Annotated in this window: 20 protein-coding genes; 7 read left to right on the forward strand and 13 right to left on the reverse strand. The window is 42.5% G+C overall.

The features are described 5' to 3' along the window. Window positions 1–9: 9 nt before the first annotated feature. The 8 genes from clpS to rpiA all read right to left on the reverse strand — a co-directional run bounded on the left by clpS (window position 10) and on the right by rpiA (window position 7,311). Complete coding sequence (gene clpS, locus FSC11_RS07870) at window positions 10–423, reverse strand: ATP-dependent Clp protease adapter ClpS (protein WP_008304704.1); 414 nt, start codon at window positions 421–423, stop codon at window positions 10–12. A 19-nt stretch (window positions 424–442) separates the two neighbouring features. Next, window positions 443–1,192 carry a DUF6776 family protein gene (locus tag FSC11_RS07875; RefSeq protein WP_163166164.1) on the reverse strand — a complete coding sequence of 250 codons (750 nt, stop codon included), beginning with the start codon at window positions 1,190–1,192 and terminating at the stop codon, window positions 443–445. Between the two features lie 75 nt (window positions 1,193–1,267). Next, window positions 1,268–2,323 carry an N-acetyl-gamma-glutamyl-phosphate reductase gene (gene argC, locus FSC11_RS07880; RefSeq protein WP_171521739.1) on the reverse strand — a complete coding sequence of 352 codons (1,056 nt, stop codon included), beginning with the start codon at window positions 2,321–2,323 and terminating at the stop codon, window positions 1,268–1,270. Between the two features lie 133 nt (window positions 2,324–2,456). Continuing rightward, a complete protein-coding gene (locus FSC11_RS07885; RefSeq protein WP_227590964.1) occupies window positions 2,457–2,654 on the reverse strand; it encodes a hypothetical protein in 198 nt (65 codons plus the stop codon). Window positions 2,655–2,950: 296 nt separating this feature from the next. Then, on the reverse strand, window positions 2,951–4,537 hold the full coding sequence (locus FSC11_RS07890; protein WP_163166168.1) for a rhodanese-like domain-containing protein: 1,587 nt from the start codon (window positions 4,535–4,537) through the stop codon (window positions 2,951–2,953). 74 nt (window positions 4,538–4,611) lie between these two features. After that, a complete protein-coding gene (locus FSC11_RS07895; protein WP_227590965.1) occupies window positions 4,612–5,553 on the reverse strand; it encodes an aliphatic sulfonate ABC transporter substrate-binding protein in 942 nt (313 codons plus the stop codon). A 259-nt stretch (window positions 5,554–5,812) separates the two neighbouring features. Continuing rightward, complete coding sequence (locus tag FSC11_RS07900; protein ID WP_163166170.1) at window positions 5,813–6,499, reverse strand: YgjP family zinc-dependent metalloprotease; 687 nt, start codon at window positions 6,497–6,499, stop codon at window positions 5,813–5,815. A gap of 140 nt (window positions 6,500–6,639) precedes the next feature. Then, on the reverse strand, window positions 6,640–7,311 hold the full coding sequence (gene rpiA, locus FSC11_RS07905) for a ribose-5-phosphate isomerase RpiA (RefSeq protein WP_004894532.1): 672 nt from the start codon (window positions 7,309–7,311) through the stop codon (window positions 6,640–6,642). A gap of 104 nt (window positions 7,312–7,415) precedes the next feature. Here rpiA and ilvA point away from each other — a divergent pair, with 104 nt between their 5' ends. From ilvA to FSC11_RS07920, 3 genes are all read left to right on the forward strand, one after another. Next, complete coding sequence (gene ilvA, locus FSC11_RS07910; RefSeq protein ID WP_163166172.1) at window positions 7,416–8,954, forward strand: threonine ammonia-lyase, biosynthetic; 1,539 nt, start codon at window positions 7,416–7,418, stop codon at window positions 8,952–8,954. A 187-nt stretch (window positions 8,955–9,141) separates the two neighbouring features. Further along, on the forward strand, window positions 9,142–9,798 hold the full coding sequence (locus FSC11_RS07915) for a potassium channel family protein (protein ID WP_163166174.1): 657 nt from the start codon (window positions 9,142–9,144) through the stop codon (window positions 9,796–9,798). Beyond that, complete coding sequence (locus FSC11_RS07920) at window positions 9,795–11,132, forward strand: TrkH family potassium uptake protein (RefSeq protein WP_163166175.1); 1,338 nt, start codon at window positions 9,795–9,797, stop codon at window positions 11,130–11,132. The genes FSC11_RS07915 and FSC11_RS07920 overlap by 4 nt, the downstream gene beginning before the upstream one ends. 58 nt (window positions 11,133–11,190) lie before the next feature. Here FSC11_RS07920 and FSC11_RS07925 read toward each other — a convergent pair whose 3' ends face one another. The 3 genes from FSC11_RS07925 to FSC11_RS07935 all read right to left on the reverse strand — a co-directional run bounded on the left by FSC11_RS07925 (window position 11,191) and on the right by FSC11_RS07935 (window position 15,913). Next, window positions 11,191–12,339 (reverse strand): phospholipase A, encoded by a 1,149-nt coding sequence (locus FSC11_RS07925; RefSeq protein WP_163166176.1) that lies wholly within the window; start codon window positions 12,337–12,339, stop codon window positions 11,191–11,193. Window positions 12,340–12,358: 19 nt separating this feature from the next. Further along, window positions 12,359–15,298 (reverse strand): insulinase family protein, encoded by a 2,940-nt coding sequence (locus FSC11_RS07930; protein WP_163166177.1) that lies wholly within the window; start codon window positions 15,296–15,298, stop codon window positions 12,359–12,361. A gap of 165 nt (window positions 15,299–15,463) precedes the next feature. Next, a complete protein-coding gene (locus tag FSC11_RS07935; RefSeq protein WP_163166178.1) occupies window positions 15,464–15,913 on the reverse strand; it encodes a GNAT family N-acetyltransferase in 450 nt (149 codons plus the stop codon). Window positions 15,914–16,187: 274 nt separating this feature from the next. Here FSC11_RS07935 and FSC11_RS07940 point away from each other — a divergent pair, with 274 nt between their 5' ends. The 3 genes from FSC11_RS07940 to FSC11_RS07950 are packed head-to-tail and all read left to right on the forward strand — an operon-like array spanning window position 16,188 to window position 18,156. After that, the gene (locus tag FSC11_RS07940) at window positions 16,188–17,192 is read left to right on the forward strand and encodes an adenosine kinase (RefSeq protein WP_163166179.1); all 1,005 of its coding nucleotides are present in this window, start codon (window positions 16,188–16,190) and stop codon (window positions 17,190–17,192) included. Between the two features lie 14 nt (window positions 17,193–17,206). Beyond that, window positions 17,207–17,515 (forward strand): Rieske (2Fe-2S) protein, encoded by a 309-nt coding sequence (locus FSC11_RS07945; protein ID WP_008305220.1) that lies wholly within the window; start codon window positions 17,207–17,209, stop codon window positions 17,513–17,515. A gap of 20 nt (window positions 17,516–17,535) precedes the next feature. Beyond that, the gene (locus tag FSC11_RS07950; RefSeq protein WP_076753468.1) at window positions 17,536–18,156 is read left to right on the forward strand and encodes an OB-fold-containig protein; all 621 of its coding nucleotides are present in this window, start codon (window positions 17,536–17,538) and stop codon (window positions 18,154–18,156) included. Window positions 18,157–18,214: 58 nt separating this feature from the next. Here FSC11_RS07950 and FSC11_RS07955 read toward each other — a convergent pair whose 3' ends face one another. Then, window positions 18,215–18,907 (reverse strand): YidB family protein, encoded by a 693-nt coding sequence (locus tag FSC11_RS07955; protein ID WP_163166180.1) that lies wholly within the window; start codon window positions 18,905–18,907, stop codon window positions 18,215–18,217. 102 nt (window positions 18,908–19,009) lie between these two features. Next, the gene (locus FSC11_RS07960) at window positions 19,010–19,480 is read right to left on the reverse strand and encodes a DUF6231 family protein (RefSeq protein WP_163166182.1); all 471 of its coding nucleotides are present in this window, start codon (window positions 19,478–19,480) and stop codon (window positions 19,010–19,012) included. A gap of 34 nt (window positions 19,481–19,514) precedes the next feature. Between FSC11_RS07960 and FSC11_RS07965 the strand changes: the two genes are divergently transcribed. Next, window positions 19,515–20,387, forward strand: coding sequence for a DUF2797 domain-containing protein (locus FSC11_RS07965; protein ID WP_005221807.1), 873 nt, complete (start codon window positions 19,515–19,517; stop codon window positions 20,385–20,387). Window positions 20,388–20,563 lie beyond the last annotated feature (176 nt).

Genomic DNA, 20,563 nt, shown 5'->3' on the forward strand with positions numbered 1-20,563 from the left:
GCAACCCCCTTAATCTTTAGGCTCTATCTGGCAAAGTAAAGGATGACCTTGTGATCGAGCGTAATTATTGACCTGGTTCGCTTTCGTTTCCGCAATGTCTCTTGGATAGACGCCAGCAACACCTTTTCCTTCATAATGTACAGTTAGCATTACTTGCGTAGCTTGGTCAAGATTCATTGCAAAGTATTGTTGTAAAATTTCAATTACAAACTCCATGGGGGTGTAATCGTCATTCATCAATACCACTGCATACATCGGTGGACGCTTCAACTCTGGCGGTGCTGTTTGTACTGCAATATCAGCATCTTCATCATGAAAAGGGTCATTTGCCAAGCGTGGGCTTATGTGCCAGTCAACCACACCGGACTGATTAAAAGAGTTCTTGATTTCACTTAAACAAATATGACGCTTGTTGCTAGGCATAAGATTTACATTTCACACTTTAGTTTGCATTGGCTTCTGTCTGAGGAATCTCTGACAGGAATGCAGATTGATTTTCAATTGCCTCGCCCTTACTCCAGCTAAAACGGCGGGTAACAGGCTTGCTTGTACCAGTCAGGCGAACTTCTATAAATTCTGGTACAAAACCTTTCGGCATCGTCCAACGACCAGTCAGACGTTCATAATTTTCGAAATTGAAGTTTTTATCTGCCAAAGGCACAACTAAAATTTCAGTTCCCCGAATCAGGCGTAATTCAACCGAACCGGAAACACGCCCTTTGCTTGGACTTACCTGAATCAGATCAAGCTGATATTCAAAGGCATTTTCAGGCAGAGGCTTTACTGCCAGATGCTGAACAGATAAAGGCATACCACCACGCTGACGCAGTACTTCACGATATAAGGTCGCTAGGCTTTCTGCCTGCGTATATTCATCACGGGTTTTATTCATCGCGAGATACAGGTCATTGGCATTACTTACGGCCAGATCACGTTCCTGCGTTGCTGTATTCAGGGTTTTATTCAGTGTTTCCAGACTGGCTTTCTGCTTTTGTACGACTTCAACCAGCTGTTCAGCATCCGCCTCAAAACCTACAACGGTCAGACCTTGACGATGACCTACCGAATAGCCAAGTAAACCACTACTCAGTACCAGAATTGCAGCACCTATCGCAAGTGGCGTGTTCCCTTTCAGAAATGGCATTTTCTTCTTGTCATCTGTGGTCAGATCGTGAGGTTCATTATTCGGCATTGTCATCTCTTCTATCTTTTTCAAGACACACATTTAAATCGAAATTCAAATGTGTGTGAAGTTGTAATACGTTTTTTATGGTAATAAAGCAATGTTTTGCAAGCCAGCATTTTCAGCAAAGCCAAACATCAGGTTCATATTCTGTACCGCCTGACCTGCTGCACCTTTCACCAGGTTATCTTGTGCAACCAGAATAACCAGTTTCGTTGGTTGAGGCTTGTACAGTGCAATACGGAGTTTATTGGCACCACGTACTGAACGGGTTTCTGGTGAACTGCCTGATGGCATGACATCAACGAACTGTTCATTGACATAGAACTGTTCATAGAGTGCCTGCAGATCTACTGTCTGGCCTGCTTCAGTCAGGTCAATGTAAATGGTTGACAGCATACCGCGAATCATTGGCACCAGATGCGGTACAAATAAAATATGGTCAAATACACCTTTTTGACCTGAGATATTTTCTAACGCTTCTACAATCTCAGGATGATGACGGTGACCTGCTACGCCATAAGCTTTAAAGTTATCTGCATTTTCAGAATAGATCATGCCGAGGCTGGCTTTACGACCTGCGCCTGAAACTCCTGATTTAGCATCAATAATAATACTTTCAGGTTTCACTAAGGCTTCCGCAGATTTTAATACTGGTGCAAGGCCGAGCTGCACGGTTGTTGGATAACAACCCGGGTTACCAATCACATTCGCCTGTTTGATCTGGTCACGATTCAGTTCAGACAGACCATATACAGAATCTTGTAATATAGATGGACAAGCATGTTGCATGCCATACCATTTTTCAAACTGTGCCAAATTCTGTAAACGGAAATCTGCGGCAAGGTCAATTACCTTGGTATTTGCAGCTAGCAGTTCTTCTGCATGTTTCATAGCAACGCCATGTGGTGTCGCAAAAAATACGACATCACAAGATTTTAATAAATCAAGGCTGAGATCAGAAAATTCAAGATCAGTATGACCACGCAGGCTTGGGAACATATCGTCTACACGGCGGCCTGCTTCGGTACGTGATGTCAGTGCTTTGACGCTAACGTTTGGATGTCGCAGTAATAGACGTAAAAGTTCAACGCCTGTATAACCTGTACCACCCACAATACCCACTGAAATCACGATAATTACCTCTAACTAGATGTTTCCTTTATGCCAGGTAGTATGACAGGAAGTTCACGTTTTCTAAACTCTTTCACTGAGGAATGCTAATTTTTTATATATTTTGAAATGCATGTTTAAAGATAAGATTGAAACACCTTTATGTGTGTTTGGTCGTTACTGGAGTAGACCAACTATAATGACAAAGATAAATTACAAATAAGAAAGCAGGTAATGCCAGAAAGATAATGGCGTCTAGTCGAATCATAAATGGAATTAACCCTAAAATGGCCAATAGTGTTGCACTGGCTGAAAATTTTTTAGGTATTTGACGATGTTTAATCCATAAAATAGCCATATAAAATAGCATTCCCCACGCGAGCACTCCTGTCAGCATAAAAAATTTGACGGTTAAAGGATAATCCATGGGTAAACTTGGGAAAAAAATACTGTATAAAAATAGTCCGTAAAAAAACAGCGCAGGAAGCGAGACTATAAAAATTAAAATTGTGAGGATTAACCGCATCATGAGGAGTTCTAATTTATCGTTATCATTGGTATTATATTATCGAATAAGCATATAAATGCACAGTCAATGCTACATAGATGCTTCAAATCAATAAAGTCGCCGTGGCGACTTTATTGATGTAAGAATTAAATGGTGAAAAATCCATGTGTCCCATCTTTTTTAAGTTGATCGACTAAACCAAACTCCCAATCCAGATAGGCTTGCATTGCTTCATGTGAGTTATCCGTGCCTTCATATGGACGTTTATAACGATCAATTTGCGGTGAAAGTGCTTGTACATTGTCTACAGTTAACGCATAGCCTGCTTTTTCCCAAGCAACATTACCACCATCAAGTACATACACTTTTTTATGAAATGCTTTAATTTCTTCCGCAGTATAATGGGCCAAAACTGAACGACCGCATGTGAGAACTACGGCGTCTTTAGCCTGAAATGCAGCTTGTTGAATTCGTTCAACTGCTTCGGCCTTAAGTAGCCATGCAGCATCCGGAATATGCGCTTTCTTATACAGTGCAAAAGGCTGCACATCCCAAATCGCGATATTTTGAGTTGATTTTAATTCTTGCAATTGCTCTGGACTAATTAATTCAACAGTATTGACTATTGGTAAATTTGGTATCCACGTACCACGTGTGGTTAATATTTCTGAAAAATCTGTTTCTAGCACATAAACCTCCCAGTTCATCTGCCCTAACCAAGATGCAGTCATGTAGGCACGAATCAGTTGATCATCAATGAGTACAATTCGTGCCCCACGGACTGCTGCGTTGTGATCTGTTTCTTGAACCAGTTGTCCACCTGCAACCCAACGCGAACCATCCAGATGACCTTGGATATATTCCTCTTCATCACGGACATCAAATATATAGGTTGTACGTTGAGTTTCAGCTTGTAGTTTTTGAAGCTCCTCAAAAGATATGATTCGAACACGCGCTTTTTGTGCCAGCACTTTGGCATTTTCTAAAAGCTCCGGTTTTAGCTCTGTCTGCACAGCCTTAAATGATCGGGTTTGAGCATGTTCCAAACTTTGACCCGCAAGGGTCCAACCAATTGTGCCATTTCGAAGTGCATAAACCGGATGTGAGATTTTGGCATTAAGCAATGATTGTGTGCCAATAATGCTACGGGTACGTCCTGCACAGTTCACAATAATGGTGGTATTTTCATCTTTCACCAAGTTTGGTGCACGGTAAACCAATTCAGCACCTGGCACGCTTCGACCCGATGGAATACTCATAGTGTTATATTCATCAAAACGACGGGCATCTAAAATGACGATATTTTCGTTCGCATCAATTTTTTCTTGAACCTCTTCGGCACTCAGCGACGGCGTATGTTTATAGTGTTCAACCCATTCACCAAAGGCTTTGGTTGCAGAGTTCACATCGATAAATAATTCACCCCCATCACGTGCCCATGCCTGGGTACCTTCCTTTAATACATGGACCTGACGATATCCATAACGAATTAATTTTTGATAAGCACGTTCTACTCGGCCATCTGCATCATCATAGAGTACGATTGTGGTGTCTAGACGTGGTATACGATTCAAAATTTCGATTTCTAAACGTGAAAGAGAAATATTAGTGCTAAATAAGGGATGAGCTTGTGCATAGATATGTTCTTCACGTAAATCGACAATGGCGATTTCTTCACGCGCAAGTAGTTTTGCTCGAATCTGGGCATAATTCAGTTCTGGAATCTGGAACATGGAAAATCTCCTAGATTTGCTTAGGCTATTTATAAAAATAGGAAAAGCCTCGATAAATGTCGAGGCTCTGGGCATTATTGAGTGTTATAGAGATCAGATGTTTTGGCATCAATCGTATTGGGAATCAGCTTTTCATTGAAGAATGCATCTGAAATTTTTTGCTGCTCTGGCATATCTTCAATAGTTACGGATTTCACGTTATAACTTCGGTTAGCATTGGCTTTTAATACCACTTCCTGAGGTAAGTTACCCCATAATGGTGCCAGGATTTTTGCCGCTTCATTCGGATTGGTTTTTACCCAAGCTGCTTTTTCTTTTAAGGTATCAATCACATCATTCAAGATTGCAGGATTTTCCTGAGCAAATTTATGACCAGTTAAGTAGTAACGTGTATAACTTGCTAACCCTTCACCTGAAGCGAGGACTTTTGCATTTTGTACAACTGTACCACTTGAAACATATGGCTCCCAAGTCACCCAGGCATCTACACCACCATGTTCAAATGCTGCACGGCCATCTGCCGGGCTGAGCCATGCTGGAGTAATATCTGTAAAACTTAAATCTGCCTGATTGAGTGCTGCAATTAACAAGTAATGACTACCCGCAGCTTTGGTTACTGCAATCTTTTTGCCTTTCAAATCCGCAACAGTTTTGATACTGGAATTTTGTGGAATCAAAATTGCCTGTGCATTTGGAGATGCAGTTTCTTTGGCATAGTAAGTCAGATTCGCTTTGGCTGCCTGGGCAAATACGGGAACTGTATCTGCCACATCCGCAGTCACATCAACACTGCCCACATTAAGTGCTTCAGCCAAAGGCTGACCGCTGGTAAATTCATGCCAACTGACTTTGACATTCTTTTCTGCCAGTTTCTTTTCAAGCTCACCCGTTTCTTTTAACAAGGTCATGAGTGTAGAAGAACGCTGGTAACCAATACGCACTGTGTCTGCCGTATAAGCCGTTTTTTCGACTTTTTCTTTTGGTGCTTCTGCCTTATTACATGCAGTTAAAAGCACACTAAAGATTAGCGTGAAAATAAATAATAACCTGGATTGAACCATCCTCATCTACCCCATATGCTGGAAAATACGTTTCTTTGTTTTATGCCGAAAGCAGCTCAGAAACTTTTAATTTTTCAGCATTCTAGAAAAGCAGGTTCTGAATTAAAAATAATCTATTTTCATAAGTGCAGCAGAAATTATTCGAACTCGTATTTATATAAATTTATGATTTAAATATTATTTTTAAACTATTCCTTATTAAATGATTCTTGCATTAATTCTGACTGACCCACCACCATGGCATAAGGGTATTTTTCAGAATTTTGCGATGGTTTGAATAAGCTGGATCATGTTTCGCCACTTCAGTCCAGAAACGCGGGCTATGATCAAAATGCCGGGTATGTGCCAGTTCATGCACGCAGAGATAACGGACGATATTTTCAGGAAACAAAATAATACCGCTATTCAGCATAATGTCATGTCTGGCAGAACAGCTGCCCCAACGGGTTTTCGGCTGGCGGATATTACAGACATTGAAAGATAATCCTGTTTCCAGACTAACCTGTTCAAGATAAATCGGTAACTGTTGTTTGGCATAGGCAATTACAAAAGCTTTTAAGTAGCTTTCAGGATTTCGATTACTGATATAGAGCATATAGTTTGCATAATCCAGAATAAAATTATGCTTCTGGGCCTGGTATTGAACTGATATTGGCTGATTCAGATTAAATAGCTGCAAGCTAGCAGGTAAACTACGATCAACACTTTGTATTTTTTCCTGCTGGGATTGCCAGGTTTTGAGTAACCAGCTTTCGGCATCATTAATAAAATTCTGGATTTGTTTTTTTGTGCAAAATACGGGTGCAGTCAGGCGAATTTGAGTACCATCCACACGAAGCTTTAAACGTGTTGAGCGAATATTTCGGACAATTTGAATTTCAGGTAAGTCGGATAAGGTCATTTTTATTCTTTTTTAATCTCCGCAAACCCCTCTTTCTCAAAGAGGGGCTTTCAAAAATCTCCCTTCTTGCACTTGTTTTAAAGCAGTGCTTTAAAACTTCGCTCAGGGAGATTTAGAGGGATTTTTTCTAGAAAGTTTAATTAAACCGCAGTACGCTCTTCAATACCGTTATCAGTAGCAACCACAGCAATATCAGCTTTATTTAAGGCAAAGATACCGTTACAAACAACACCTGGAATGTCATTCAAAGTTTTTTCTAACTCTAATGCATTCAAAATATTTAAGTTATAAACATCCAAAATTACATTACCGTTATCGGTGACTACACCTTCACGGTACGCAGGGTCCCCCCCTAAAGCAACAATTTTACGTGCGACTGCAGAACGTGCCATTGGAATCACTTCTACAGGAAGCGGAAATTCACGGCCTAACTGTTCCACCCACTTAGAATCATCGACGATACAAACGAATTTTTTCGCAATAGATGCAACAATTTTTTCACGTGTCAGCGCAGCACCGCCACCTTTGATCATGTGCATATGGCGGTCGATTTCATCCGCACCATCTACATAGGCATCCAGACCGCCTACGCTATTCATATCGACAACTTCAATGCCTAATTTTTTAAGACGTTGTGCAGTGGCCTCAGAACTTGCAACTGCTGCTTCCAATTGAAGCTCAGGCAAAAGTTCGATTAAGAAGTTGACAGTACTTCCAGTACCGACGCCTAAAATGCCCCCTTTTGGTAAGTGCTTTAACGCAGCTTTTGCTGCAGCTTGCTTTTTCTCATCTTGGGTTGCATATAGACTCATGACATCACTCAACTATTTTGGACTTTCGCAGTATTTTTAAACCGCAAAGCCGCGTGGTTTGTTACAATAAGTGCTTATTTTAAACTGTTAGATGGAAAATTAACATGCTGTCTCGTTTGGTTCGACAAATTTTACAAGCAACTGTATACGATGTTGCAATCGAAACCCCACTCGAAGCAGCGCCACGAATTAGCGAACGCTTAAATAATAACATTCGCTTTAAACGTGAAGATTTACAACCGGTTTTTTCATTCAAGCTACGCGGTGCTTATAACCGTATTAGTCAATTACCGAAATCACAACTCGAACGTGGCGTTATCACAGCTTCAGCAGGCAACCATGCCCAAGGTGTGGCGCTGTCAGGGAAAAAGCTGGGGATTCGCGCGATTATCGTGATGCCAAAAACTACGCCTGATATTAAGGTTCAGGCGGTAAAACGCTTAGGTGGCGAAGTCGTATTGCACGGTGACTCATTTGACGTTGCCAATAAATATGCCATTCAACGTGCCGAAGAAGATGGCATGACCTTTATTCCACCTTATGACGATGAACTGGTGATGGCCGGTCAAGGCACCATTGCCAATGAAATTTTGCGTCAATGGCGTGATGTAGAATATGTCTTCGTTGCTGTTGGTGGTGGTGGTCTGATTGCCGGTGTTGCAGCATACTTGGGAGATGTTGCTCCGCATGTCAAAGTTATTCCTGTGGAATATGATGAATCCGCGTGCTTAAAAGCAGCCTTAGAAGCCAATGAACGTGTGATTCTTCCATCTGTCGGTTTATTTGCCGATGGTACGGCGGTGGCACAAATTGGTGAAAAACCATTTGAGGTCATCCGTCTGCAAAAATCAGATAATTCTGGTCCAATTGTTGAACCTGATGTGGTACTGGTCAATACTGATGAAGTCTGTGCAGCAATTAAAGATACCTATGACGAATGCCGTAGTATTGTAGAACCATCTGGTGCAATGGCGTTGGCAGGGATTAAAAAATACGTCGCTGAACACGGCATTCAAGGTAAAAATATCGTGTCGATTGTTTGTGGTGCCAACATGAACTTTGACCGTTTACGCTATATTGCGGAACGTACTGAACTCGGTGAGCGTAAAGAAGCCATCTTTGCCGTGACCATTCCTGAACAGAAAGGCGCTTTCCTGAATTTCTGTCGTGCCCTGCAAGGCCGTAACATCACCGAATTTAACTACCGTGCCAGCGATGCAACCGCAGCTCAGGTCTTCGTGGGTATTAGCCTGAAAAATGGCGAAAAAGAACGTCAGGAAATTTATGAAAACCTGAAATTCCAGTATGACGTTGATGATCTGTCTGACGACGAAGTAGCAAAACTGCACATCCGTTATCTGATTGGTGGTCACGCAGACATTGAAAATGAACGTCTGTTCCGTGTCGAATTTCCGGAGCGTCCAGGTGCATTATTGACTTTTCTTGAACGTCTAGGCCCAACTCATAACATCACCCTGTTCCACTACCGTAACCACGGCGCGGCTGAAGGTCGTGTACTGGTCGGTTTGGAAGCTGAAGATGCAAAGCAGAATCCAGACGGTTTGATCGAAACTCTGGAGAGTATCACCTATCCATATGACGAGATTACCAATAACCTGGGTTATCAACGCTTCCTGAAATAATTTCTGATTCTGATATCTAAACTAAAAACCGTCTTTCGAGGCGGTTTTTTGATATAAGCAAATAAGAACGCAGGTCTTTGATAATATTTATGTAAAGCAAATAGCTGAAAAATTAATTAAGCACTAAGATAAGCACGTAAATTAATAGAAAGCGCATGTATAAGCGCAGCAACTTTAGGAAAAATACATGGCACTGTTTGCTGTGATCGGTTTAGGAAGTTTCGGTGCCACTGTTGCCACGCAACTGATGTCACTCAAACATGAAGTAATTGGCATCGACCTGAATAAAAAATATGTTGAAAGCATTTCAGATGAACTCACCCATGCCGTGATTGCAGATGCCACGGATGAACATGTGCTGGACGAACTAAATGTTCAGAACTGTGAAGCGGTGGTGGTGGCGATTGGTGAAGATATTGAAGCCAGTATTCTCTGCGTCCTACATCTCAAGAATATGGGGGTTAAAAAAATCTGGGCCAAATCCAAGTCCAAAGCCCATCATATGATCCTGACCCATCTTGGGGTGGATAAGATTATTCATCCCGAGGAAGATATGGGTGTTCGGATTGCGCAATCCTTAAGTTATCCGATGGTCAGCCGCTATATGGCGCTTGAGGATGATCGTTATTTGGTCAAAATCGAGATTCATGCCGAACAAAGTGGTATCAAACTCAATCAGCTGATGGATCATGCACCAGAAATTAAAACCATTCTGCATAAGCGTGGCCCCGTGGTGCAATATATCCTCGATCCCCATCTTATTCTTAAAGAAGGTGATATTCTGCTTGTTGAGGGTTTGCTGGAACCTTTACGCCGCCTGTCCAAACATTTTAAAAATCTATGAAAATAACTGCTCATAAAAACCGGACCATTAATCTCAGTCCACCCAGCATTATCGCATTGGGATTTCTGGCATTGATTCTGATTGGTTCCATCTTGTTAATACTGCCAGTTTCCCATCATGGTGATATCACCTGGTTTCAGGCTGTCTTTACTGCAACTTCTGCAGTGACTATTACCGGTTTGTCTGTGGTCAATGTCGGAGAAGCTTATACGGTCTTCGGCAAGATCGTGATCATGATTCTCCTGCAATGTGGCGGACTCGGCTTTATGACCTTTGCCATTCTGGCTGCCATGAGTCTGGCGCCCAAAATGGGACTAAGGCACCAGGTTATGGCTCAGGAATCCATTGGTCAGACCAGCCTGAAAAAGATCAGTACTACCATTAAAGGTGTGTTTCTATATTCGCTGTTCTTTGAAGCAATTGGCACAGTAATTCTGACTATTGCCTGGCTGCAGGACTATAACTTTGCCCAGGCTTTTTTCTACGCTTCCTTTTATAGTATTTCTGCCTTTAACAATGGTGGCTTTTCCCTGTTCCCGAATAGTCTAATGAGCTTTGCCGATCAGTATCTTATTACCTTCACCATTAGCATGCTGTATATCATTGGCGGCATTGGCTTTCTGGTGTTGATGGATGTACGACAGCATAAACGCTGGCGCAAACTGAGTACCAACAGTAAGCTGATTTTGAGTACCATTGCTGCACTTAATCTTTCTGCCTTTATCCTGATCTGGATTCTGGAAGCTTCTAATCCTCAAACACTGGCATTGATGAGTGTGGGCGATCAGGCGGTCAATGCCTGGTTCCATGCCACAGTACCGCGTTCTTCAGGTTTTAATAGTCTGCCGATGGATCAGCTGACCAATGCGTCCACCTTAGTTACCATGTTCCTAATGTTTATTGGTGGTGGTTCTTTAAGTACCGCAGGTGGCATTAAGGTCGGAACTTTTATCATTGTAGTGATTAGTGTAATTAGCTTCCTACGGCGTGAAGATGAAATTCGTTTATTCAAGCATTCGATTCCAGAGAAAACTACCTTTAAAGCGTTGGCAGTGGTCTGTATTACTGCCCTCCTGATTGCAACCGGATTTATGAGTCTGCTTATTCTGGAGCCAGATCAGGACTTTCTGGATCTGTTGTTTGAAACGGTTTCTGCCGCATGTACTGTTGGGTTGTCTCGTGGCGTCACTTCTGAATTACAGCCAGCCAGTCTGTTGATTCTGATGCTGTTAATGTTTGCAGGTCGTTTAGGTCCTTTGACCTTGGCCTATTTTATTGCCACACCGAAAAAGAGCCGCCTTAAACATCCACCTTCAGAAATTCAGGTTGGGTAATTTTGATATAAAACAAAAAATCCACGTCAGCGCGTGGATTTTTTGATGATAATGCTTTTTAGAACCAGTTCATTAACGAAACACCCAAGCCGACATACGTCGCCTTATGATTATAGTCGATCAGGCTTTCACCGTAGCCATCAAACAACTGGAAATGTCCACGCAGACGACCACTGATTGGGAATGACCAGTCAAATTGCGCTGCACCACGACTGTCATCACCGCCTTTTAAGGTATGACGCAACATGAGCGAAAAGTCATGATCTTTCCAGCGATAAAATGCAGTCAAATCGCCACGACCGACATAGTCGACGATATCCGGGTTGTTATCATCTGGCAGGTCTTCTTCAAAACGATACCAAGGACGTAGCATCAGGGCAAAGTTATTACGCTCAAAGCCCAGATTCAGCATCACCCGGTTCCAGCTACGTGATAGTGGATCCGAACGACCATTAGACTGATGATTAAAGGTCAGACCTAGCATACGCCAGTCCAGACCAAATAAATCGTAATTGGTTCGGAATACAATACTGGCTTCTGGTTCATAATTGGTTTCACGGAATGGACGTGATTCTTCAGAGTTATATACCTGCCAGCGTGAAGACTGGGTATACGCCAGCCAGATATCACCATTATTACCAAAAATATTTTCTACTGCTTTGGTTTTTAATGAAAGCTGAAACTTGGCTTCCATGGATTTCAGATTCTGATCTTCCGTCACCGTATTACGTTCATTCGGACTTTCAGGAAACTCATTTTTCTCAGAGGTCCAAAATCCTGGTAATACATACACCGGCTGATAAGAACGGATATTCCAAGTACCCAGTTTACTTTCCGGTGAAAGTTCCCAACGGCTGTCCAATAAAGACAGGTTTGGTTTCAGTGGCGAGCCTTCACTGACCGTTACTGTAGAAACAGTTTTATCAATTCTAGCTTTCAGGTTATCGGGTTCAGGCGCAAGTTCAGCAGCTGCGCGGCGTTCAGATACCAGTACCACTCTTTCAGCTTCTAGTACTTTGAACAAAGCATCATAACATGCTAGACGTTCTGCACTGGTTTCTACCGCGGCACAGGCCTCAGCCGTTGCTGGCATCGGACTGCTGGGGATAGTTGTTTGATTTTCTTCTGCATACACCTGCGCCCCACCCATGCAGCCCAGCAAAATGCTCAGCTGCAAAGTTGGGCGCTTAAACGAATTAAGCGCCATTCAATTTTCCTTTTTTCTTTTATTGAACTTGTTGAATCACAAATCCGAGCTGTTCCAGTGCTTCACGTTTTGCTACTGGTGCAACCACTGCACGCGATGGCTGTTGTTCTACCAGATATTGCTGAGCCACACATTTCAGGTCATCCAGCGTCACATTGAGCAGACGTTCACGTAACTGCTTACGGAATGCCGGAGTACGCTGATGCAGGTAAGCATAACAAGCTGTAATTGCCTCACCTGCTGGTGAACCCGGCTTATCCATGCTGGCAATCAGACCCAGAATCGCTTCTTCCAGTTGATGTGGCTGTTGTTCTGCATTTAATAGCCACTGAACACTTGCATCAAAGTCCTTGAAAGTCTCTGCTAAACGTGGATCACGGTAGCTGTAGAAGCGGAATGAACAGGCATTACCATCATAGCTGGCACCGCCACCATAAGCACCGCCTTTTTCGCGGATCGCACTATGCAGGTATCCATTACGCAAATAGCCTGCCAAGACCATCAATGGTGCTGCATCAGGATGAGATACTTCCACTGCCGGATAAGCTGCTGCACAGAACTGAACATTGGCCTGAATCAGCCATGCCTCATCTGCTTCATTCAATACTTTTTCAGTTTGAGCAAGTTGTACCGGATTACGGTCCACAGCAACTTTATCCCAAACATTCTGAACTTCTTCTACCAGATGATCCGCTTGCGGTTCTTCACAGACCAGTAAGAACTGTTTTGGTGCTTGCAGTAAAATACGGTGAATACGTTTCAGCTCTTCAATCATGGCATCGTAAGCAGCTTCATCTTTCTCAATCTGAGCAACCAGACTCATCAGCCAGTTCAATGCACCAAGACCAGTGTTATGATAATCACGGGTCGCTAAAGCACTGTGCTGACGTGAAGCTACCTGCATCGCATAGCTATGGCCTGAGCCCGAAATACGCGAATGCCAGCGTGTTTTACGCTGTTGCAGCAATTCAATAATACGGCCTTTTTCATCAAAACGAAGCTGCTCAAAACCGGTTTTCAGCAACTGAATCGCTTGTAGGTTATTTACCAGAGATTTAGTTGTGAGCGTTAACCAGGCAGAAATCTTATTCTTGTCATCTACTTTTGAACGTAATGAAGCTCCCATACCCAATCCACCGCTAACAGCAGTCTGGATTTGCTGGAATTCAAGATAGTCATAATCGCCCGCACCCACTTCACCGACCAGAATCGACAGCAGGTTAAAATATGGCGATTGCACTACTTCGTCAGGAATCTGTACCAAGACTTGTTGGTAATAAATACCATTGGTACCCGCATAATAAAGGTTTAATGGCGTATCGATGCCATTGGAAATCACTTCACGCAACTGACCCTGTACGATCTGCATTTCAGCAGGCACATCTTCTAGGCCAACCTTAGGTAACAGGTTCAGGTCATCCGGTGTATCCTGGCGGACTTTTAAAGCTTCAGTCTGCGCAACGATTTCAGCTTTTTGTTCTTCAGTCAGTGTCTTGCCAATTTCTGCCAGTCGTGCTTTTTCCGCTTCAGCTTCTTTGGCAGATTTGGTGGCATCTGGAACCAGTGTCAGTTGCACACGGTGCGGGTTATCAATCAGATGTTCTTTGATCAGATTAGACAGCCACATTGGGTCTTTCAGTTCTTCTTTAACTGCGGCAATTGCAGAATCCACATCCCAGACTTCAACCGGATCACGGTGATGAATTGCGCTACCTAAACCATTCAGGATCAGGCTTAAACCATATGGCGTACCATCACCATTGATTTCACGCTGATGCAATTCAATCTGATGCAGAATCGCATCTACTGCCTGCTGATCTACCGGTTTCGCAGCAACATCTTCCAGAATCTTGAATACGCCATTTTTAAATTCTTCAGCATGTTCTGGATTTGAGCCTTGAACTGCGCAATAAAAAGTCATTTCAAAGTTAGAGTCATCAACCCCCATGAACGGGCCTGTTGCATCTGCATAACCACAGGTTTCCAGATAATGACGCAGTGGAGATGCCGAATCTTCTAACAGGATACCTTCTACCAAACGCATACCCAGACGAAGTTTGATTTCGCTTGCTTCCGGTAGTAACCAGGAAATAACGTGATAGGTTTTATCACGTAAATCCTCTGCATCAACTGCATAAGTATCAGTCACCGATACCGGTGCAGACAAACGGGTTTCTGGCGTTGAGTATAAGGTCTCACCCTGTTCAAATTTAGACAGTGCCAAGTTTTCAAACTGTTCTTGCAGTTCATAAGCTGACTTGTTGCCAAAGGTCATGAATACCGCATTACTTGGATGATAATGTGACTTATAGAAATCAACTAACTCCTGGTAAGTCAAATCAGGAATATCTTTAGGATCACCACCAGAGTTGTAGTGATAGGTGGTATCCGGGAACAGGTAATACGCCAGCGTATGATAGAGCTGATCTGAAGGTGAACTCATTGCACCTTTCATTTCATTAAACACAACACCTTTGTAAACCGGTTCACCATTTTCCAGCTCAATACGGATCCCTTCCTGGGCAAAATCCAGCGGATTCAGGTTCGCTGCAAAAGCAGCATCCATATATACTTCTAACAGGTTCTGGAAGTCTTTATCATTCTGGGTGGCAAACGGATAAGCTGTCCAGTCCGCCGCAGTAAAGGCGTTCATGAACGTGTTCAGGGAACGGCGAATCATCAGGAAGAATGGATCACGTACCGGAAATTTTTCTGAACCGCAAAGCGCGGTATGTTCAAGAATATGCGCTTCGCCTTTAGAGTCCATTGGCTGCGTACGGAAAGCCACTAAAAAGACATTTTCATCGTGATTGGTCGCCAGGTGATAATGAATGGCGCCGGTCACATTATGTTTATATTCAGACACTAAAATGTCTAAAGCATCAACATGGTGTTGACGTACCAACTGAAACGCAGGATGTACAGTTTGTGAAATGGTTTCAGTGACATCTACAGTCATGCGATCTCCTAATTTTTAGATAAAAAACAACTGATCGCATTATAGCTTTAGTTTTTGTTATTATTCACGCTGAAAACCAATCATTTTGATCGAATTAAGTAAACTTGGTCATTCAGAAAATGAATCACCAAGTTTATGAACCGTATTTGTTAAATTGAAAATCGGCTAGATCAGATATTTAAAGTAATTGTAATTCGGATGGTTTTCGACAAACACATAATTTTGCTTCTGGTAAAAGCTCGCCGCCAGTTTGGTTTCAGTATGCAGGCAAAGTGCAGAATAATGCGGACGTGCTAACTGTTCCAGATAAGCCAGTAATTGCTTGCCTACTCCATGCTGGCGATATTTCGGATGTACATAGAAACGACGTACACGGCCAATACGCTCTTCCACACCATCTGGTCCCCATTGCTGGTTCAAACTGCCACAAGCAATCAGCTTGTTTCCATCATAAGCCACAGCAAGATATTCATTATCTTTACTGAAGGAGTTTTTTCCTGTGCGATATTCTTCAACTAATTTCTCAATTAAATCATAGCCTTCCTTTTTTGCCAGAGCAGCAAAAGTTTCGATTTGATCTGGTAATTGCTCGGCTTTTACGATTTTAATATCCATATATACACACTGTCAGAAATTGTAGTCTCGGCTCAACCTGCATTTGCATGAATATGCAGTTACAGGTGATATAACACTTATAAATAAAATCCGCTATTTAAATCAATGGCACGACCGCAGGATTACGAAATTTATCTGCTTTAATTCGACCAAAGTGCGAAATGAATGCCTTACAGCATACCCTAAAACTTTTTGAAAATGATTCAACACTCTATAGCAAACCTGAGCATTCGTGTAAACTTATGACTTTCGTTTTTGAATGTGACTCTCTGACATGGCAAATGTTGATCTTTTTGCAATTGGTAATGCGCTAATTGACCAGGAATTTAAAGTATCTGACGACTTTTTAACTGCACACAACCTGCAAAAAGGCACCATGCAACTGACTGATGGTGAAACACAAGCTGCACTGTATGAGAACCTGAAAGCCACGCAAAACTATAAAGGCCAGGCTTCTGGTGGTTCAGCTGCAAACACGACTGTGGCTTTTGCTGCGCTCGGTGGTTCAGCTTTCTATGCCTGCCGTGTCGGGAATGATGATCTGGGTCAAATCTATCTGGATGGTTTAAATGAAGCCGGCATACAAACCACAACCCGTTCAATCAGTGAAGGTGTTACTGGTACCTGTATGGTACTGGTAAGTCCAGATTCAGAACGTACCATGCATACTTATTTGGGGATCACTGCGGAACTGACTGACGTTCAAATTGATTTCGCATCTCTCAAAACTGCAAAATGGCTATATATCGAAGGTTATCTGTCGACTTCAGAGACTGCTCGTCATGCTGTAGAACAGGCACGTACCATTGCTCGTGCCAGTGATGCGAAAATTGCTTTAACCTTATCTGATCCAGCCATGGTGCAATATGCACGTGCCGGCCTGGATGAGATGATTGCAGATGGCGTAGATCTATTGTTCTGTAATGAACAGGAAGCGTTGATGTACACTGAGACAGAAACGATTGAAGCCGCTTTAGTTAAATTGCAAGAAATCAGCCAACACATTGTCATTACATTGTCAGCCAAAGGCGCGTTGATCTGCAATGAAGGTCAAAGCTTTACTGTACCGGGTCGTGCTGTAACTGCAGTTGATACCAATGGTGCTGGTGATGCCTTTGCCGGTGCTTTCCTGTATGCACTGAATGCAGGCCTAGGCTGGAAAGTTGCAGCTGAATTGGCAATTCTGATTTCAAGTCAGGTGGTTTCACAATTTGGCCCACGTCTGGCCATTGCTGACTATGCTGCGTTATTAGAAAACTTCCAAAAGGAATGCGCTTAATGTTTAAAATTTGCATGACCGAAGACATCCCGGAACGTGAAGCACGTTCTTTTGAAACGCCAAATGGCGACACCATTTTCATTACTCAACGCGATGGTATGTTCTATGCTTACCAGAACCTGTGTCCACACTTGCAGGTTGAACTGGAGTTTCTGGAAAACCAGTTCCTGGATCGTGATCAGGAATTTATTGAGTGTTCAACCCATGGTGCTTTATTCCTGGTTGAAACCGGAGAATGTATTTCTGGTCCATGTCAAGGTCAAGCACTTGAAAAAGTAGAGATTAACGTGCATTCTGATGGTGGGATTTACCTCACAGAATAACTCTGAAATTGGACGCTACCATGCCGGCATTTTTCGTAGACTATAACTTGATGCCTTTTCATTTAAGTTTATTCGCTGTGATTTTGCTGGGCGTGGTAGAAACCTTAGGTTATTTATTTAAAATTCGCCCGACGAAATTTTTGAAACAAATTTCCCCTTTCTACTTCCGCAATCTCGACCTGCTTAATGTTAAATTTTCGAAAATTTTAATTGTATTTTTCCTGCTGATGAATTTCAGTGTTGCTGGTTATGTGCTGCAACTGCTGATCTATTCTCAGGAACAGGAATTTCTACCGGCGTATTACCTGATTATTCCTGCGCTGATTATTGCGATTTTCTTTACAGTATTTATGATTCACTGTCTGGATCAGGTGATTCCACCTAAATACAAAAAACATCATGTCAATCTGATTGGTCGTCTGGCAACCATTTCCAGTGGTAATGCCCGTCCCGGATTTTCAGCTCAAGCCCGTGTAAGGGATGAATTTGGTCAGCTACATTATGTGCAGGTCGAGCCGGAATTTGGTGAGCTGGAATTCCAATCTCAGATTATTTTAATACGTCTGCGCAAATCACATTATGTGGCCAAAAAAATCAGCAAATCTAATCGTCTGTTTAGCCTGGATTTGGAACACTCATAATTTATAAAAATACAAAAAACCCAGCATTTATAGCCGGGCTTTTTTAAAGAAATTTCAGTTAACGCTTTAAGAAACCTGAAACCATATTCAGGACATTCTGAATATCATTATTGGCTTCCTGCTTGCTGGTTTGCTCACCCTGCGGAGTTAATGAATCAATAATCTGCGGTAAGACTTTAGAAATGGCACTATATACATCCTGCTTTGGGGCATGCACCTGCTCAGCCACCTGTTCTACTTCCTGATCATCAAATAACAGCTGTAACTGCTGGTTATCCACGGGCGCATTCTCACCAGGACCTGTAGACACCCAGTCATCAACCTGAGTGTTTAAGCCTTGACCTTTAAGCTTATCCAGTGCTCCCTGTAAACCACCCTGCTTTTGAATCCAGGCAAGTACCAATGGCAATACGGCAATAAGTAAGGTCTTGGTTCCACCTGCTCCGAATCCTGATGATCGAGGTTGCTGATGCGTCTGCTGATTTGGCTGCTGCTGTGGCTGACCAACACCACCCAGTTGACCCAGTACAGAACCTAAAATCCCGCCCAAGCCGCCTTGCTGGGATTGACCAGTTTGATGCGTATTACCCGGATTTAACTGTCCAAGTACGGCACCAAGAATTCCACCCAACCCACCTTGTGACTGTTGCGACTGGTTTTGGGATTGATGCTGATTGGTATTCTGCTGTTGCTGACTACCGCCCAAGGCCTGCTTGGCCAGCATCTCTACAATATTACTGAGGTTTGTCATACTGCTTATCCTGTCAATCTTTCTTACAGCATACGTGCTGAACAGAAGGTTGAAATGGATGAATATGTTAATATTTGCAATAAAATTTAGTAGATTTTTTCCTTACCAGCGGAACTTATTCCAATTTTCCGGGTTGGCCCAGAATTTGGAATTAAACCAGTCTGGTACATGCTTATAATTCAGAATATTAAATTGCCATAGGGCAAAGTCGGCCTTATGTGTTGTTTTATCAATAAGTTGGGTTAGTCCTAAAGAACGGAGTAGTTTCTCATCCTGCAAACGGCTTACTACGACCAAACGTTTTGCAAATAAGTCACGCAGCTTGACCAATATCTGACTGATCAATTGATCTGATAACTCACTCGTTTCAGGTGTATCTAGCATCACTACTCCCAGATCATAACGTTGCTGAAAAGGCAGACTTAAAAAGTCAGATACGCTAAAATAATGCCATTGAATGGACTGATTAAACTTGATTTGGGTCAAATCCTGACCAATACAAATCGCAGTTTTTATGGGCTGTTCCTGCGCAAAATCGTCTAGCATCGAAGTGATGACATTCTGTTCAGCCATAACAGCATCCTTATGATTTAAGTGAGTAATTTATATGGAACTTCAAGGCATTTGCCATAAAATGCATGCCGGTCTCAAGAACCTTAGTGTAACTGATCAAGATATACACAGGGCAAATGTTGAATATAAATTCATATTAGATCGTTCAGAAATTGATCTTCCATTTAGTCTGGGTCAAGAAATCGAGATCGAATGGACCGGTAATATCTACTGCGTGTCTTGTGGTACCAAAACATCAAAATCATTTTCTCAAGGTCACTGCTTCAAATGCTTTAAAACCAAAGCATCTTGTGACATGTGTATTATGAAGCCTGAGAGCTGCCATTATCATTTGGGTACTTGCCGTGAAGACACCTTTGCGCATGAAGTATGCTTCCAGCCTCATATTGTATATTTAGCCAATTCCAGTGGACTTAAAGTCGGAATTACCCGTGTCAACCATATGCCAGGACGCTGGCTGGATCAGGGTGCAACGCAAGCCTTACCCATCATGAAAGTAGGTTCTCGTCGTCTTTCAGGTCAAATGGAAGTCATGTTCGGCACCCAGGTTGCCGATAAAACTGATTGGCGCAAACTGCTTAAAGGTGAAGCTGAGCCCCTTAACCTGATTGATATCCGTGATCAGCTTCTGGATGAATTCGAACCGCAAATTACCAGTATTCGTGATGAATTCAGCATGAGTCTGGACTTTAATGAAAATGTCGAAATTCTGGAGCAAGAACGCCCACGCGAGTTTATCTATCCGGTAGAAAGCTATCCTGAAAAGATCAAATCACATAATCTGGATAAAACCCCAGTGATCCGTGGCAAATTACAAGGTATCAAAGGCCAGTACCTGATCCTGGATACCGGTGTTATTAATATCCGTAAATATACCGGCTATGAAATTAAGGTTCGTGCTGAGTAAATCGAACTATTTAAAAAGCGGGATAAAATGTCCCGCTTTTTTATTTACTCATCAGGGAATTTACTACCAAAATTTAAAACACGTTTCAGTATTTCAATGCATCCTTGACTCTAAAGATGGCGCTCTTATAGAGCAAAAACTTTTCCAGAAAATAAAAAAACCAGCTCGAAAGCCGG

This window comes from Acinetobacter schindleri, from assembly GCF_010918895.1.
Taxonomy (GTDB): Bacteria; Pseudomonadota; Gammaproteobacteria; order Pseudomonadales; family Moraxellaceae; genus Acinetobacter; species Acinetobacter schindleri.

What these genes read in the sequence shown, in the direction of transcription:
- FSC11_RS07935 (WP_163166178.1), bottom strand. Translation starts at nt 15,913, where the DNA reads ATGGATATTAAAATCGTAAAAGCCGAGCAATTACCAGATCAAATCGAA.
- rpiA (WP_004894532.1), bottom strand. Translation starts at nt 7,311, where the DNA reads ATGAGTCTATATGCAACCCAAGATGAGAAAAAGCAAGCTGCAGCAAAA.
- FSC11_RS07960 (WP_163166182.1), bottom strand. Translation starts at nt 19,480, where the DNA reads ATGGCTGAACAGAATGTCATCACTTCGATGCTAGACGATTTTGCGCAG.
- FSC11_RS07945 (WP_008305220.1), top strand. Translation starts at nt 17,207, where the DNA reads ATGACCGAAGACATCCCGGAACGTGAAGCACGTTCTTTTGAAACGCCA.
- FSC11_RS07885 (WP_227590964.1), bottom strand. Translation starts at nt 2,654, where the DNA reads ATGGCTATTTTATGGATTAAACATCGTCAAATACCTAAAAAATTTTCA.
- ilvA (WP_163166172.1), top strand. Translation starts at nt 7,416, where the DNA reads ATGCTGTCTCGTTTGGTTCGACAAATTTTACAAGCAACTGTATACGAT.
- clpS (WP_008304704.1), bottom strand. Translation starts at nt 423, where the DNA reads ATGCCTAGCAACAAGCGTCATATTTGTTTAAGTGAAATCAAGAACTCT.
- FSC11_RS07965 (WP_005221807.1), top strand. Translation starts at nt 19,515, where the DNA reads ATGGAACTTCAAGGCATTTGCCATAAAATGCATGCCGGTCTCAAGAAC.
- FSC11_RS07940 (WP_163166179.1), top strand. Translation starts at nt 16,188, where the DNA reads ATGGCAAATGTTGATCTTTTTGCAATTGGTAATGCGCTAATTGACCAG.
- FSC11_RS07920 (WP_163166175.1), top strand. Translation starts at nt 9,795, where the DNA reads ATGAAAATAACTGCTCATAAAAACCGGACCATTAATCTCAGTCCACCC.
- FSC11_RS07915 (WP_163166174.1), top strand. Translation starts at nt 9,142, where the DNA reads ATGGCACTGTTTGCTGTGATCGGTTTAGGAAGTTTCGGTGCCACTGTT.
- FSC11_RS07930 (WP_163166177.1), bottom strand. Translation starts at nt 15,298, where the DNA reads ATGACTGTAGATGTCACTGAAACCATTTCACAAACTGTACATCCTGCG.
- FSC11_RS07925 (WP_163166176.1), bottom strand. Translation starts at nt 12,339, where the DNA reads ATGGCGCTTAATTCGTTTAAGCGCCCAACTTTGCAGCTGAGCATTTTG.
- FSC11_RS07875 (WP_163166164.1), bottom strand. Translation starts at nt 1,192, where the DNA reads ATGCCGAATAATGAACCTCACGATCTGACCACAGATGACAAGAAGAAA.
- FSC11_RS07950 (WP_076753468.1), top strand. Translation starts at nt 17,536, where the DNA reads ATGCCGGCATTTTTCGTAGACTATAACTTGATGCCTTTTCATTTAAGT.
- FSC11_RS07890 (WP_163166168.1), bottom strand. Translation starts at nt 4,537, where the DNA reads ATGTTCCAGATTCCAGAACTGAATTATGCCCAGATTCGAGCAAAACTA.
- FSC11_RS07900 (WP_163166170.1), bottom strand. Translation starts at nt 6,499, where the DNA reads ATGACCTTATCCGACTTACCTGAAATTCAAATTGTCCGAAATATTCGC.
- FSC11_RS07955 (WP_163166180.1), bottom strand. Translation starts at nt 18,907, where the DNA reads ATGACAAACCTCAGTAATATTGTAGAGATGCTGGCCAAGCAGGCCTTG.